We start from the raw sequence: 14,399 nt of genomic DNA, 5'->3' as shown, positions 1-14,399 counted from the left end.
TGATCTTTTGGTCATTTTTCATTCTCCTCGGTTTAATATTTGAACCAAGTCTAACTGACCTTAATTAAGTTGTCCAATTAAGTGTAACCTATCCATTAGTACTTTACAAGAAGCGGAGGCAGCGGCTGCAGCCCTAACTACTGATGTAAACAATGGTACGTATATTAAGGAATCAAATCTATTATTTAAAGATTTTACAGAACAATGGTTATCTTATTATATTCAAAGAAATGCTCCTAAACCCGGCACAATTCGCTTGCGCCGCTACAGCATCAATAAGCTATTGAACTACTTTGCTCATATTAAACTGAATAATATTACAGAAGAAATGTATCAAGCAGCTTTAGATAATTTAAAAGATCAAGATTTTGCTAGAAGTACTATAGAAGGTGTTCATACCACTGGAAAACTGATATTTAAAATGGCGGTTAATAAGAGAATGCTGAAAATAAATCCAACGCTAAATGCTTATATAAAAAGAGATGAACAAGTCATTATAGAAGACGACGAGGAAGAACTACCTATATTCTTTGAAAAAGAAGAGCTTTTACTATTCTTGAATACAGCTAACGAAAAAGGCCTGTTCATGGATTTTGCTATTTTTATATTACTGTCTTATACAGGAATGCGTGTTGGTGAATTAATTGCACTAAAATGGAAAGATATAGATTTTAAAAAACGTACAATCCGGATCACAAAAACATACTATAATCCGGATAACAATTCCCGTAAATATCAAATAGTACCACCAAAAACGAAAAAGTCGAGACGAAAAATTATTGTCGATCAGTTTGTTATCGATGTATTAAAAAAATATAAGATAGAACAAGAGAAAATTATTAAGCACTTTGGAAAATCATATACTAATAAAAATTATGTATTTGCCAATGTATATCATCATCCCGGTTATCCTTTACTAATAAAATTCATTGAAAGTCGGATGGCTAGGTTACTAAAAAAGACAGATTTAAATCTAAATGTAACTCCACATTCACTTCGCCATACTCATACATCACTTCTTGCCGAAGCAGGTGTTGATCTAGATGAGATTATGGATCGTCTAGGTCCTCAGGATGATGAGACAACTAGAAGAGTCTATCTTCACATAACTGAAGGACGGAAACAAGAAGCCGCTGATAAATTTAGTAATTTTATGGGTAATCTTACTGGAAAGCAAAATGTTTCATAGCATTTGCTTTCAATCTACATATTTGTTCAAATGATATTGATATAGATTTATTTCTTCATCTTATTACCTGCAACTGCTGCAACTGCAATCGTAAGGGCTGCTGCACCTACTTTAAAAACTTTATTATTTTGAACATTATATAATGTATCCTTTATAAGCATAGTCCTTCTTATATCCTTAATTTCACTCATCACCCAAGCCTTATCGCTATCTGACAAATCTCCTTTTTGTAACATCGAATAAAGATTCTTTTTTTCTTCTATTAAATCATTCATTAATTTATCATATGAATGATTTAAATTATCGAGATACATCTTAGATAGCTCCGTAAAATTCGGAATCTTATTAACCAAACTTTCTAAGGATTCCGTAGGTAACTTAGATAAATTCTGTATTAATCCTTCGAACTTTTCTATATCAACTATTTCTTTGGCATCTTCTACACCAAGTTTATCAAAGACCTTTTTAATCTTCTTTAAATTTTTTTCATTACCATTTGCCAATTAGATTTCTCCTCTCATTAAATATATCAATTAGAATATTCCCCTTGGAGTGACAACATTCCTGTAATTTCAATTTCACGTAAAACCCATCCTTCACCTCTTCAATCATAATATGGTCAAATAACTTATGCTTTTAGTGTTCCTTTTACTATATCAAGAATTTTTGTTAATTCCACAGTTTGTTTATTTACGTCCTAATTTAATCACCCCTTCTCAGAGTTCCACTTATAGACAATTTTACCTTAGAATCGAAACAAATAAAATACCATTTATATCAACAATCACAATAGAACGAATTATTCACTACCAAAGCGGGAATAATGGACAATTGTAACAAAATAATAAAGAAAGCGAGGTTTTTAAATGAAATGAAAGGTCATTTTTACAAACGAAGCTGTAAGTGTAAGAAGAAAAAATGCACTTGTGGCTCTAAATGGGCCTATGTCGTCGATATTGGTATTGATCCAATAACGGGAAAAAGGAAACAAAAAACTAAGAGTGGCTTTAGGACAAAACAAGAGGCTGAAAAAGCAGCTACCACTCTCATGCACGAGCTAGAACAAGGAATAGTCATCGAAGAAACAGATCAAACATTTAATGATTTCGCTAATGAATGGCTTCCAATCTATAGTGAAGCAAAAGATGTAAAACCGGGAACAGTCAGAGTTCGTCTTCATGAAATCAGTAAGTTGGTTCCCTACTTCGGTCAGCTTAAACTAAAAGATATTACAAGAAAGATGTATCAGGATGCCTTAAATGATTTAAATGACCAAGGGTATTCCGATAGCACAAGGGAAGGAATCAACCGTACAGGAAGAATGATTTTCCGAAAGGCATTAGAAATGGAGCTAATCAAAAAAGATCCAACTGAATTTGCATACCTCAAGAAAGAAAAGAAGACAATCGAGCAACTGGAAGAAGAAGAAATTCCAAAGTATCTAGAAAAAGAAGAACTTGCTCTGTTTCTAAAAACAGCGGAGGAATATGGACTTGAACATGATTATCTAATGTTCCTTATTCTCTCTTACACAGGGATTAGGGTTGGCGAATTAGTCGCTCTCAAGTGGAAAGATGTTGATTTCGTCAATTACACAATTAGTATCACCAAAACGTATTATAATCCGACGAATAATACGTTAAAATATTTACTAGTCACACCAAAAACGAGAAAGTCTCGACGTAAGATTATTGTGGATGAAGAGATCATTAATGCCTTAAAAGAAAATAAAATAATTCAAAATCAAGTCATTAAACAACTAGGGGATGATTACTACAACAAAGACTTCATCTTTGCAAAAATGGAACGGCAACATGGTTATCCCATCGTCATCAAGACTGTTCAAAATCGAATGAAAAGATTGCTCCATCTTGCCAATCTGAATCCGGAATTAACACCACATTCACTAAGGCATACCCACACATCGCTCTTAGCAGAAGCAGGTGTTGCTCTCGAACAAATTATGGACAGACTCGGCCATTCAGATGACCAAATAACAAAAGATGTCTATCTCCATGTAACGCAAGAAATGAAAAAAGAAGCCTCTCAAAAGTTCAGTGAACTCATGAGAAGCCTCCGTTAAAAACTCCAATGTTAGCAAAATGTTAGCATTTCACTCTCATCTTACTTACAAACCCACTCATATCAAGGGTTGGAACGGCTTATTACATCATGCTGCCCATTCCACCCATGCCACCCATATCAGGTGCTGCTGGTGTTTCTTCAGGAATGTCTGCAACTACTGCTTCAGTTGTTAAGAACATAGCTGCTACAGATGCTGCATTTTGAAGTGCGGAACGAGTTACTTTTGTTGGGTCAACGATACCTGAGTCAATCATGTTTACCCATTCGCCAGTAGCTGCGTTGAAACCAACACCTACTTTTTCATTTTTCAAACGTTCTACGATAATTGATCCTTCTAGACCTGCATTCTCAGCAATTTGACGTACTGGTGCTTCTAATGCACGTAATACGATACTTACACCAGTTGCTTCGTCACCTTCAAGGTTAAGTTCTGCAACATTATTGTATACGTTAAGTAATGCAGTACCACCACCTGCTACAATACCTTCTTCTACAGCTGCACGAGTAGAGTTTAATGCGTCTTCGATACGTAATTTACGTTCTTTAAGTTCTGTTTCTGTTGCAGCACCTACTTTAATTACTGCTACACCACCAGAAAGTTTAGCAAGACGCTCTTGTAATTTTTCTTTATCAAATTCTGAAGTTGTTTCTTCTACTTGCGCACGGATTTGAGCAACACGTGAAGAAATGCTTTCAGGGTTTCCAGCACCTTCTACAATTGTTGTATTTTCTTTTGTTACAACAACTTTAGATGCGCGGCCTAATTGTTCTACAGTAGCATTTTTAAGGTCTAATCCTAAATCTTCTGTAATCACTTCACCGCCAGTTAGTACTGCGATATCTTCTAACATCGCTTTACGACGATCACCAAATCCAGGAGCTTTTACCGCTACTGCATTAAATGTTCCACGTAATTTGTTCACAACTAATGTAGCTAGAGCTTCCCCTTCTACATCTTCTGCGATTAATAATAGAGGTTTACCTTGTTGAACTACTTGCTCAAGCACTGGTAATACTTCTTGAATATTGTTAATTTTCTTATCTGTAATTAGGATATATGGATCATCAAGAACTGCTTCCATCTTATCTTGGTCTGTTACCATGTATGGAGAAGCATATCCACGATCGAATTGCATACCTTCCACTACTTCTAATTCAGTAGAGAAACCTTTAGATTCTTCAATTGTAATAACACCATCGTTACCAACGCGTTCCATTGCTTCAGCGATTAATTGACCTACTTCTTCATCTGCAGAAGAGATTGCTGCAACTTGTGCGATGGATTCTTTGCTTTCGATTGGTTTAGATACTTTACGTAGTTCTTCTGTAGCTACAGTAACAGCTTTCTCGATACCACGACGAACGCCAACTGGATTCGCACCAGAAGCAACGTTTTTAAGACCTTCTTGGATCATTGCTTGTGCTAAAACTGTTGCAGTAGTTGTACCGTCACCAGCAACATCATTTGTTTGAGAAGCTACTTCAGAAACAAGTTTTGCACCCATGTTCTCAAATTTGTCTTCTAATTCGATTTCTTTTGCGATTGTTACACCATCATTTGTAATTAATGGAGAACCATATTTTTTATCTAATACAACATTACGGCCTTTTGGTCCTAATGTTACTTTTACAGCATTTGCTAATGTATCAACACCTCGTAGCATGGAACGACGAGCATCTTCATTAAATTTAATTTCTTTTGCCATTCTAAAAAAACCTCCTTAGAAAATTTCGATTTATGCTATTTATCCAAAATTCACTTCGAGAAGCAATTAACCAACAATTGCTAGAATATCACTTTCACGAAGAATTAAGTATTCTTTACCTTGATATTTCACTTCAGTACCTGCAAATTTAGAGTAAATGATTAAGTCGCCTTCGTTCACTTCTAGAGCGATTTTTTCGCCGTTGTCTGTCACACGACCAGAACCTACAGCTACAACTTTACCTTCTTGTGGTTTTTCTTTCGCAGAATCAGGAAGAACAATTCCACTCGCTGTTTTCTCTTCTTGCTCTACAACTTCAATAATAACACGATCACCTAATGGCTTAAGCATTGGTTATAAACCTCCTTGATATCTACATTTAATTTTTGTTCTTTAGCACTCACTATACAAGAGTGCTAACACAATTATTATAATAATGAAAAGTACTTTTTTTTGCAAGTATTTACTATGAAATTTTTCTAAAAAAATGACATACATGCAAAGATGTACTTCATTACGTCATAAATATAAACAACACTCTTCTATACATAGTCTTACCATTTCAATTTCATTCATGATTTGTGTTAAAATACGTATCATGTATAGAAAAAATAAAATAAAGGGAGTCGTTAAACTTTGCCAAAGAAGTATATGATTATCATCCTTACTTATGTATTAGCACAATTTGCTACAGTTCTTCCTTATTACTTAACTAAGATAATAGATATTAATAACTTGCCATATGTTACGGTAATATGGAATATCGTTGTATTTGGGATTGCTGTCATTATTTCGCTTTTACTATTGAAAAGTGAGATACGTGATTTTTTCCAAGCACGAGAAAAAGGTATCGGCCAAATTATATTATGGTCTATATTAGGCTTTTTCCTAGTCATGATTGCACAAGGGGTCTCTTCTGTTATTGAACGATTCATTATCGGTGTAGATACAGCTTCTGAGAACACGTTAGTCTTAATGCAAGTGGCTCGTGAAATACCTGTATTTCTTCTTATCATCACAATTCTTGGTCCTATATTAGAAGAATTAGTATTCAGGAAGGCAATATTCGGTTCTTTATATAAAAGAATGAATTTCTTCTTTTCTGCCATCATTTCAGGTGTTTTATTTGCGGTATTACACATGGATTTCAGTCATCTGTTAACATATATTGCTGCAGCAACTGTATTTGCTTTTTTATATGTAGAAACAAAGAAGATTATTGTACCTATTATTGTCCATATGTCGATGAACACAATGGCCGTTATTGCACAATTATCGCTTGATCCAGAACAAGTAGAACAATTGATGGAACAATTACAGCTTATATTACTTGGGGGCTATTAAATAATGAGATTCTCGCCACTTACTACTGCATTTCTGTATTTTGGATTAGGTATCTTATTTACCTATATTGCAATACAATCAGTAGAAGAAACTATATTTAACTTTTTCACGATTCTATTAGCTTTTTTTGCAACAATGGATTTTGTACTAGCCATTCGATTAGTAAGATTGCATCGTGCAATAAAAAAAGCTCAGAAAAAGGAGAAAAAATAAAGGCATTCACCTATTATTGGTGAGTGCCTTTGTTTTTATTCTACATCTAATGGATAATGTTTCATAAAATATACTAGCGATTGGAGCTCAACTGCTAAATCAATATGGTGTACGCGCACATCATTTGGAACGGTAATACGTGCAGGTGTAAAGTTAAGGATACCTTTCACACCAGATTGTATTAATCGATCTGTCATTGGTTGCGCTTCAGATACAGGTACTGTTAAAATCGCCACTTGTATATCTCCAATATGCGCTTCCAAGTCATCGACATGATGGACTTCAATTTTACCAATAGACTTCCCTACTTTGCTTGGATCTGCATCAAATGCTACTTCAATTTTTGTATTATTATTTTTGGTAAAGTTATAATTCAAAAATGCAGTACCTAAATTACCTACACCGATCAATGCAACTGGAGTATTCTCATCTTGGTCTAATGTCTTACGGAAAAAACCAAGTAGATAATCCACATTGTATCCATAGCCTTTCTTACCTAATGCACCAAAATAGGAGAAATCACGTCTAATAGTCGCAGAATCTACTTTCATTGCATTACTTAATTCTTTTGATGAAACTCTATCCTTGCCTTGAATGTGTAAATTATTTAAAAATCGATAATATAAAGGTAATCGCTTGGCCGTTGCTTGTGGAATTTTGTTATTTACCATTTTTCATTCCCCTTACTCTATTTCCATATAGGTTTGTGAATGTTTTTACTTACTTCCATTGTAACAGATATCAACAAAAAAGTCGTGAAATAATTCACGAACGAGTATCTTTCCTAATAAAATTCAATGCCTTCCCTCTTGCAGATTCCCGTAATAATAAGATACACTTACATCAATGAGGTGAAACGAATGATTTATTTACAAGCGAATAATGTAACCAAAAGATTCGGCGCGGAGCTGATCTTATCAAATATAAAATTGGAAATTAAACAACATGATCGAATTGCGATTGTTGGGCGTAATGGTGCAGGTAAATCGACATTGTTAAAAATAATCTCTGGTCAACTAAATTATGATGAGGGAGAAATTCATAAACCTAAAGACATAACAATGGGGTATCTCGCACAACATACAGGTCTTGATTCATCTGAAACCATTTGGGATGAAATGCTAAAAATATTTGAACATTTCATAAAGGAAGAAAATAGTTTACGCGAAATGGAAGCAAAAATGGGCGACCCTGACTTTTTACAAGATAGTTCCAAGTATGAACAATTACTATTAAGCTATGATCAAAAACAAGAAGCATTCAAACTTGCTGGAGGTTATCAATACGAAGCAGAAATCAAATCTGTATTGAATGGCTTGAATTTCCCTGAAGAGATGTGGGGAACTTCTATCGCTACATTAAGTGGAGGACAGAAGACACGTCTTGCTCTTGGTAAATTACTTTTAACAAAGCCGCATATTTTAATACTAGATGAGCCGACAAACCATTTAGATATCGAAACATTAACATGGTTAGAAGGCTATATTACGAATTATCACGGTGCCGTTGTCATCGTATCGCACGATCGATATTTTCTAGATAAGACAGTGACGATGGTCTACGAAATATCTAGACATGAATCAACCAAATTCCATGGTAACTATACGAAGTATTTAGAACAAAAGGCACTAAGTTATGAACGAGAACTGAAACAATATGAAAAACAACAAGCAGAAATCAAAAAGATGGAAGACTTTATCCAAAAAAATATTGTTCGAGCATCTACTACTAAGCGAGCACAAAGTCGTAGAAAACAATTAGAAAAAATGGATGTGATGGACAAGCCATTTGGCGAAGAGGGATCTGCTAAGTTCTCATTCACTGTAGAAAGAAGAAGTGGAAATGATGTATTAAAAATACATGACTTATCCTTCCGCTATCAGGAGACAGATCCCGCTCTTTTTACTAACCTAAACCTTCACGTAAATCGCGGAGAAAGTATCGCATTAGTTGGACCAAATGGTGTAGGGAAATCCACACTTTTGAAGAACATTATCGGACATTTAGAGCCAGATACAGGTGAGATACAACTTGGCGCAAATGTGCAAATAGGGTATTACGATCAGGAACAAACCACCCTGCATGCGAACAAAATTGTCTTGAATGAATTGTGGGACGAATATCCACTTATGAATGAAAAGGATATTCGTACAATTCTAGGTAATTTCCTCTTCAGTGGTGATGATGTATTAAGACCTGTTGCTGCACTAAGCGGTGGTGAAAAAGCACGCTTAGCTTTAGCAAAATTAATGATGGAGAAAGCGAACTTCTTATTATTAGATGAACCGACGAACCATTTGGATTTAGATAGTAAAGAAATATTAGAAGCAGCACTCATTGATTATCCTGGTACGATTTTATTTGTATCCCATGACCGCTATTTTATTAACAAAATAGCGACACAAATATTAGAAATGCAAAAGAACAAAACAACAATATACCTCGGTGATTATGATTACTATGTGGAAAAAAAGAATGAAGAAAAGGCATGGAGAGAATTACAATTACAAAATGAACAAGAAGTAACAAAGCAACAAGGAAAAACAGACTTCCAAAAAGAAAAAGAATTAAAGAAATTAGAACGTAAAAAACAACGTAGAATTGAAGAAATCGAACAAGAAATTGCCCAACTTGAAGAGAATGTAGCACATAACGAAGTATTATTATGTGAACCTGACATTTTCCAAGACCACGAAAAATCCTTGCAACTTACAGAGGAAAACGATGCAATGAATACAAAACTCGAACAATTAATGGCAGAGTGGGAGCAATTACATGAAGAGTAAAAAGAACGAACTTCCTTCATACTAGAAGAGAAGTTCGTTCTTTTTTTATTTGCCTCTATTCGCATACATTTCTAAATCTAATCCTGGGTTCGCATTTAAATCCCATCCTGAACGATGGCCTTGCTTGTATGCAATATAACCGGCACTTGCAATCATTGCTGCATTATCTGTACACAACGAGAGTGGTGGAAACATCACGTTCATACGCTCTTCTTTAAACTTTGTTTCCATTGCTTTTCGTAATCCTTTATTTGCAGCAACACCACCCGCTACGATGACTTGTTTTACATTGTTCTCGATTGCTGCTCGATACGTTTTTTCGACTAACACATCGACAACACTTGCTTGAAAACTTGCTGCAATGTCTTCATGCTTATATTCTATCCCTTTTTGACTTGCATTGTGTAACGTATTAATCACAGCTGATTTCAATCCACTAAAACTAAAATCAAAAGAGTCTTCTAACCATGCTCGTGGAAAATCAATCCTTTGTGCCCCAATGTGTGCTAATTCATCAATTTTGGGACCGCCTGGATATGGTAACTTCAATGTACGAGCAACCTTATCATACGCTTCTCCTGCTGCATCATCACGTGTCTCCCCAATGATTTCAAACTTTCCATGTTCCTTCATGACGATTAGTTCTGTATGTCCACCTGACACTACTAATGCAAGAAGCGGGAATTCGAATTCTTCTACTAAACGATTCGCATAAATATGACCTGCGATATGGTGTACACCTATCAACGGTTTTTGATGTGCAAATGCCAATGCTTTTGCTGCATTCACACCAACTAATAATGCCCCAACAAGCCCTGGACCTTCCGTTACAGCAATTGCATCCATTTCTGCAATCGTCATCTCAGCTTTTGCTAATGCTTCTTCTATTACAACCGTTATTTGCTCCACATGATGTCTTGACGCAATCTCTGGGACCACTCCACCAAAGCGTTTGTGACTTTCTATTTGAGATGCTACGACATTGCTAACAATTTCTGTCCCACCTTTCACAATCGCTACAGCTGTTTCATCACAACTTGTCTCTATTCCTAGAATATATTCACTCATAAGTTCACCCACAATACTAAAGCATCTTCTTGATTATCTGTATAATAATTTTTTCTAATCCCACCTGGGACTAAGCCATACTTTTTATATAATTGTTGTGCTGGAATATTGGATACACGCACTTCTAATGAGAGACGACTCACATTATTGGCAATTGCAAAGTTAATCACATGCTGAAATAAGCCATCACCGTAACGTTTTCCTCGATACGCTGGGTGTATCGCAATATTCGTTATCTGCGCTTCATCTATTACAATCCACGTCCCACAAAATCCAACTACCTTTTGATCTACTGTCACAACAAAATAGTGCGCATAGGAATTCTTATTTAACTCATCATAATAAATATTGATTGGCCATGGATTAGCAAATGACAATTGATCTATTTCTAGCACACTTTCTATATCTGCTTCTGTCATTTCTCGAATTTCAATATTATGTTCCACTTTTTTGTTTTTGCTCCTTTAACCAATTTGCTTCTGCTTCTACCATGCGCAAATAATTCGGTGTAACCTCATGGACAGATTGAGAAGGACGATTCTCTCCAATTTCTGCTAGTATACTTGCTTTAGGTATAGTATCTGTCTCTAGTATAGGAGCAATTGCTTGGTCACCTAAGACTTGTTCTATTGTTGTTTGATGTAAGGAATAATCAGGACTAATAAACAAAATCTCCCCTTCTAGATTCTTCAATCGATCTAACCATTCTGTTAATGCTATGTTCTCTTCTTGGAACTTTACATCAAGCTGTTTGTTATTATATTCGTATAATCCTGTATACACAAGCCCTCTTCTAGCATCAAAGAATGGACATATATAACGAGCTTTTCCTAACCCATTATATGCGAGTAACTCCAAGCTAGATATCGTCACAATCGGAATGTTTAATGTCCATGCCATTGTTTTTGCTGTAGACAAACCAATTCTTACACCTGTATACGAACCTGGTCCAATTGCCACAACAATTTTGTCTAATTCGTTTGGTTTTGTACTCGACTCTTTCATCACATAATCAATTGCAGGCATTAAACCAACAGAATGATTTCTTTTCATATTTGTCGTGTAATCGACGACGAACTTATTGTCTTTTCTCATTGCTACACTCATCACTTGATTAGATGTGTCGATTGCTAATACATTCATCTGTATAACTCCTTACAAATAAACTCAAAATGTTCCCCTTTTGGCAAAAATGTAATTTTCCTGGCATGTTCATCGACACGCAATATTTCTATATCTAGTCTTTCATCAGGTAAATACTCTTCGATAAAGGATGCCCATTCCACAACGGTAATCCCGTCTCCTTGAAAATATTCGTCAAAACCAATATCTTCTTCACTATTCTCTAAACGATACACATCCATATGATATAAAGGAATTTCTCCTTGGTATTCCTTCACAATCGTAAATGTTGGACTATTAATCGTTCTTCTCACACCGAGTCCTGCACCAAGCCCTTTCGTGAAGGTTGTCTTACCTGCGCCTAAGTCACCTTCTAATGTCAATACATCCCCAGGCTTTACTAGTAATGCTAATTTATTCGCTAGTCGTTTCGTATCTTCTTCTGTTTGTGTTTCAAATAAATATTCCAATTGATCACCCTCTTAGATGAGTATATCCAGATTTATTTAATACTGTTGTTTGATTTTCTTTCGATAATAAGACTACACCATTTCCTGTAGGGTCTTCTTCTACCGTACCAATCTTCGTTACTTTGGTATTCGTTTGTTCTGCTATTGTTACAAGTTGGTCCCAATTGCTTTTGGCTACTGTTCCAACTAATTCGAAATCTTCTCCACCTGACAACACCCATTGTTCTACTTTTTCTTTACTGAATTCTTGTAACAGATGATGTTTTGGTATAGCTTCATAATTTATATTTAAACAAACTTTAGAAGCATTGGCAATTTCATTTGCTTCACTACTAATTCCATCACTAATATCATTTAGACTTAACCTACTAATCGTTTGACAAGCATTCGCAAATGTCACTCTTGGCATAGGCATCCGGTGCCGTTCGATCATGTATGTGTATTTGTTAAGATTCTCTCTCTCATTCAAAAGCACATCAAGTCCACAAGCTGCATCTCCTAATGTTCCAGTTACAAAAATAACATCTCCAATTTTGGCATCACTTCTATATCTTACTCTATCTTTCTTTACAGTGCCAATAACGGTTACGGTAATTGTTAGTACATTACTAGAAACCGTATCTCCACCAATTAAATCCATTTGAAAACAGTCCGCAAGAGCTCTCATTCCCTCATAGATTTCATGCAATTGTTCCAGAGTAGATGATTCAGGTATCGCTATAGATACGAGATAAGATGTCGGTTTGCCTCCCATTGCTGCAATATCACTTATATTTGCTGCTAATACACGATAACCAATGTGGAATGGTTCAGTTGTTTTCTTAGAAAAATGTATCTCGTCAACCATCGTATCCATAGCAACAATTGTGTCTTCATCTGTATGTCTTAGTATTGCAGCATCATCACCAATTCCTTTTATGACACTAGGTTGCTTATAATATTTTTGTTTTATCGAATCAATAAATTGAAATTCGTCCATAATATCTCCTTATTCTCTCCACTTGCTTCTATACTAATCATAGCAAAAGTATAGCCACATTTAAAAGGAATCGTACATAAAATATTCCTCATCATACTATCCCCACCACATAATTAAAACGAATAAAGACCATGATGAAATAGATATCCCTACCACCAAGAATAAGGATAAAAATGCGTGAAATCTTTCTATTCTAATGAATCCTTTTTTACTCTGTATATATAGTAAAATACATGCAAGGATAAACAATAAGATACTGGCACACGTATTAATCGTTAAGTAAGCTATTGGATAGATCTGATTTACTATGTCATTTAAGAAATAAGCGATTCCCTGACCAAATACTCCAAGGACACAAGCTAATACAAAAATAACAAATACCATGATAGTAGATTTTTTCATAATTCAATCTCCTTTCGTTTCACATTTTTAATAAAAAAGTGATATTTTCTTAAACATTGAACGTTTAAATTGTTCAATAAAGTGAATCTACAATAGTAGGAGGTGTCTATATGACGCAAGGGTTCTTCTACATTGCGATCATTTTTATTCTAATCAATCTCGTTTATTTTTTAGAAATAAGCAGTACAAAAACAGCTATTTTCATTTTTCATTATTTATGAAACTATTTATTGTTGTAATTGGTATAACGATTGGATTTGCTCTACTATACTACGCATTATCGTTTAAAGAAACCGTAGTAGTCCAAAGCCTGTCTGATTATGCTGCAATTGAACATAGTTTTTCTAACTTATTATACTTTACATGCTGTCAGTTGGATATGGTGACATGCTACCAGTAAATACGGCTAGATTTTTTGCATTAATACAAGCGACTATTGGTGTATTATTACCAACTGCATATTTTGTGCAAGCTATTACTTATTCAAAAAATAAAGAAAATTAAGATCCAAGTTCCATTTTCTAATATATGTAGTCGATTCTTTTTGCTTACTATGATTAAGTATAACATGGAATGATTGGATGGAATATTTTGTTTCTCTACTTGTTCTGATAGCTTGATAGGAGAAAAAATGCAGCATGTAAAGAACGAGTAGAGCAAATTCTTCTTTTAGTGTATTAAGAATCTATAAAATAGTTAGGTTTTTAAAAAATGCATAATAAAAAAGCCTTAAATAATAACTATTTAAGGCTTGACTGTTTATATTAGTGGCGGTCCGGACGGGACTCGAACCCGCGACCTCCTGCGTGACAGGCAGGCATTCTAACCAACTGAACTACCGGACCATTTTGGTTGCGGGGACAGGATTTGAACCTATGACCTTCGGGTTATGAGCCCGACGAGCTACCAGACTGCTCCACCCCGCGATAATTAAAATATGCCTGGCAACGTCCAACTCTCGCAGGGGCAAGGCCCCAACTACCATAGGCGCTGGAGAGCTTAACTACTGTGTTCGGCATGGGAACAGGTGTGACC

Annotated in this window: 16 protein-coding genes, 2 tRNA genes and 1 rRNA gene; 6 read left to right on the top strand and 13 right to left on the bottom strand. The window is 35.3% G+C overall.

Annotated features, from left to right (window positions below; translation table 11 throughout):
• The first annotated feature begins 76 nt into the window (after positions 1-76).
• Positions 77-1,189, top strand: a complete 1,113-nt coding sequence (locus ACFOZ1_RS16380) for a tyrosine-type recombinase/integrase (RefSeq protein ID WP_390201018.1) — start codon at positions 77-79, stop codon at positions 1,187-1,189.
• 47 nt (positions 1,190-1,236) lie between these two features.
• On the opposite strand, the gene ACFOZ1_RS16375 is transcribed toward ACFOZ1_RS16380, so the two are convergent.
• Positions 1,237-1,692, bottom strand: coding sequence for a hypothetical protein (locus ACFOZ1_RS16375; protein ID WP_390201015.1), 456 nt, complete (start codon positions 1,690-1,692; stop codon positions 1,237-1,239).
• Positions 1,693-2,060: 368 nt separating this feature from the next.
• On the opposite strand from ACFOZ1_RS16375, the gene ACFOZ1_RS16370 reads away from it, so the two are divergent.
• Positions 2,061-3,272 carry a site-specific integrase gene (locus ACFOZ1_RS16370; protein WP_390201013.1) on the top strand — a complete coding sequence of 404 codons (1,212 nt, stop codon included), beginning with the start codon at positions 2,061-2,063 and terminating at the stop codon, positions 3,270-3,272.
• A gap of 82 nt (positions 3,273-3,354) precedes the next feature.
• Here the strand turns inward: ACFOZ1_RS16370 and groL are convergent, their stop codons facing one another.
• Both groL and groES read right to left on the bottom strand, forming a co-directional pair.
• Complete coding sequence (gene groL / locus ACFOZ1_RS16365) at positions 3,355-4,980, bottom strand: chaperonin GroEL (protein WP_390201011.1); 1,626 nt, start codon at positions 4,978-4,980, stop codon at positions 3,355-3,357.
• 66 nt (positions 4,981-5,046) lie between these two features.
• Complete coding sequence (gene groES, locus ACFOZ1_RS16360) at positions 5,047-5,331, bottom strand: co-chaperone GroES (protein ID WP_390201009.1); 285 nt, start codon at positions 5,329-5,331, stop codon at positions 5,047-5,049.
• 285 nt (positions 5,332-5,616) lie between these two features.
• Between groES and ACFOZ1_RS16355 the strand changes: the two genes are divergently transcribed.
• Together ACFOZ1_RS16355 and ACFOZ1_RS16350 are read left to right on the top strand one after the other, a co-directional pair.
• Positions 5,617-6,324 carry a CPBP family intramembrane glutamic endopeptidase gene (locus ACFOZ1_RS16355; protein ID WP_390201007.1) on the top strand — a complete coding sequence of 236 codons (708 nt, stop codon included), beginning with the start codon at positions 5,617-5,619 and terminating at the stop codon, positions 6,322-6,324.
• Between the two features lie 3 nt (positions 6,325-6,327).
• On the top strand, positions 6,328-6,537 hold the full coding sequence (locus ACFOZ1_RS16350; protein ID WP_390201005.1) for a YdiK family protein: 210 nt from the start codon (positions 6,328-6,330) through the stop codon (positions 6,535-6,537).
• Between the two features lie 35 nt (positions 6,538-6,572).
• Here the strand turns inward: ACFOZ1_RS16350 and ACFOZ1_RS16345 are convergent, their stop codons facing one another.
• Positions 6,573-7,208 carry a redox-sensing transcriptional repressor Rex gene (locus tag ACFOZ1_RS16345; RefSeq protein ID WP_390201003.1) on the bottom strand — a complete coding sequence of 212 codons (636 nt, stop codon included), beginning with the start codon at positions 7,206-7,208 and terminating at the stop codon, positions 6,573-6,575.
• 189 nt (positions 7,209-7,397) lie between these two features.
• Between ACFOZ1_RS16345 and ACFOZ1_RS16340 the strand changes: the two genes are divergently transcribed.
• Entirely contained in the window at positions 7,398-9,323 is a 1,926-nt protein-coding gene (locus tag ACFOZ1_RS16340) for an ABC-F family ATP-binding cassette domain-containing protein (protein ID WP_390201001.1), read from the top strand.
• A gap of 45 nt (positions 9,324-9,368) precedes the next feature.
• Here ACFOZ1_RS16340 and tsaD read toward each other — a convergent pair whose 3' ends face one another.
• From tsaD to ACFOZ1_RS16310, 6 genes are read right to left on the bottom strand one after another with little or no spacing between them, the layout of a single operon-like run.
• Positions 9,369-10,391 (bottom strand): tRNA (adenosine(37)-N6)-threonylcarbamoyltransferase complex transferase subunit TsaD, encoded by a 1,023-nt coding sequence (tsaD, locus tag ACFOZ1_RS16335; RefSeq protein ID WP_390201000.1) that lies wholly within the window; start codon positions 10,389-10,391, stop codon positions 9,369-9,371.
• Complete coding sequence (gene rimI / locus ACFOZ1_RS16330; protein WP_390200998.1) at positions 10,388-10,837, bottom strand: ribosomal protein S18-alanine N-acetyltransferase; 450 nt, start codon at positions 10,835-10,837, stop codon at positions 10,388-10,390. The genes tsaD and rimI overlap by 4 nt, the downstream gene beginning before the upstream one ends.
• The gene (tsaB, locus tag ACFOZ1_RS16325; protein ID WP_390200996.1) at positions 10,827-11,534 is read right to left on the bottom strand and encodes a tRNA (adenosine(37)-N6)-threonylcarbamoyltransferase complex dimerization subunit type 1 TsaB; all 708 of its coding nucleotides are present in this window, start codon (positions 11,532-11,534) and stop codon (positions 10,827-10,829) included. Before tsaB ends, rimI begins: the two co-directional genes overlap by 11 nt.
• The gene (gene tsaE, locus ACFOZ1_RS16320) at positions 11,531-11,983 is read right to left on the bottom strand and encodes a tRNA (adenosine(37)-N6)-threonylcarbamoyltransferase complex ATPase subunit type 1 TsaE (protein ID WP_390200995.1); all 453 of its coding nucleotides are present in this window, start codon (positions 11,981-11,983) and stop codon (positions 11,531-11,533) included. The genes tsaB and tsaE overlap by 4 nt, the downstream gene beginning before the upstream one ends.
• Positions 11,984-11,987: 4 nt before the next feature.
• Positions 11,988-12,962 carry a thiamine-phosphate kinase gene (thiL, locus tag ACFOZ1_RS16315; protein ID WP_390200993.1) on the bottom strand — a complete coding sequence of 325 codons (975 nt, stop codon included), beginning with the start codon at positions 12,960-12,962 and terminating at the stop codon, positions 11,988-11,990.
• Complete coding sequence (locus ACFOZ1_RS16310; RefSeq protein WP_390200992.1) at positions 12,932-13,054, bottom strand: hypothetical protein; 123 nt, start codon at positions 13,052-13,054, stop codon at positions 12,932-12,934. Before ACFOZ1_RS16310 ends, thiL begins: the two co-directional genes overlap by 31 nt.
• 697 nt (positions 13,055-13,751) lie before the next feature.
• Between ACFOZ1_RS16310 and ACFOZ1_RS16305 the strand changes: the two genes are divergently transcribed.
• Entirely contained in the window at positions 13,752-13,868 is a 117-nt protein-coding gene (locus tag ACFOZ1_RS16305; protein WP_390200990.1) for a hypothetical protein, read from the top strand.
• A 264-nt stretch (positions 13,869-14,132) separates the two neighbouring features.
• Here the strand turns inward: ACFOZ1_RS16305 and ACFOZ1_RS16300 are convergent.
• The 3 genes from ACFOZ1_RS16300 to rrf all read right to left on the bottom strand — a co-directional run.
• Positions 14,133-14,209, bottom strand: a tRNA-Asp gene (locus ACFOZ1_RS16300).
• Positions 14,210-14,213: 4 nt separating this feature from the next.
• Positions 14,214-14,290 (bottom strand) — tRNA-Met (locus tag ACFOZ1_RS16295).
• 13 nt (positions 14,291-14,303) lie between these two features.
• A 5S ribosomal RNA gene (gene rrf, locus ACFOZ1_RS16290) occupies positions 14,304-14,399 on the bottom strand; the annotation flags it as partial.

Origin of the sequence: Gracilibacillus marinus, from assembly GCF_042651725.1 — a bacterium.
Taxonomy (GTDB): domain Bacteria; phylum Bacillota; class Bacilli; order Bacillales; family Amphibacillaceae; genus Gracilibacillus; species Gracilibacillus marinus.
The sequence above is the reverse complement of the archived record's forward strand: the minus strand, read 5'-3'. Positions and strand labels throughout refer to the sequence as shown.

Bases quoted from the DNA above. Each gene is read 5' to 3' on its own strand.
- ACFOZ1_RS16345 (WP_390201003.1), bottom strand. From the start codon at position 7,208: ATGGTAAATAACAAAATTCCACAAGCAACGGCCAAGCGATTACCTTTA.
- ACFOZ1_RS16305 (WP_390200990.1), top strand. From the start codon at position 13,752: ATGCTACCAGTAAATACGGCTAGATTTTTTGCATTAATACAAGCGACT.
- ACFOZ1_RS16310 (WP_390200992.1), bottom strand. From the start codon at position 13,054: ATGAGGAATATTTTATGTACGATTCCTTTTAAATGTGGCTATACTTTT.
- ACFOZ1_RS16370 (WP_390201013.1), top strand. From the start codon at position 2,061: ATGAAAGGTCATTTTTACAAACGAAGCTGTAAGTGTAAGAAGAAAAAA.
- tsaB (WP_390200996.1), bottom strand. From the start codon at position 11,534: ATGAATGTATTAGCAATCGACACATCTAATCAAGTGATGAGTGTAGCA.
- ACFOZ1_RS16340 (WP_390201001.1), top strand. From the start codon at position 7,398: ATGATTTATTTACAAGCGAATAATGTAACCAAAAGATTCGGCGCGGAG.
- groL (WP_390201011.1), bottom strand. From the start codon at position 4,980: ATGGCAAAAGAAATTAAATTTAATGAAGATGCTCGTCGTTCCATGCTA.
- thiL (WP_390200993.1), bottom strand. From the start codon at position 12,962: ATGGACGAATTTCAATTTATTGATTCGATAAAACAAAAATATTATAAG.
- tsaD (WP_390201000.1), bottom strand. From the start codon at position 10,391: ATGAGTGAATATATTCTAGGAATAGAGACAAGTTGTGATGAAACAGCT.
- groES (WP_390201009.1), bottom strand. From the start codon at position 5,331: ATGCTTAAGCCATTAGGTGATCGTGTTATTATTGAAGTTGTAGAGCAA.
- ACFOZ1_RS16350 (WP_390201005.1), top strand. From the start codon at position 6,328: ATGAGATTCTCGCCACTTACTACTGCATTTCTGTATTTTGGATTAGGT.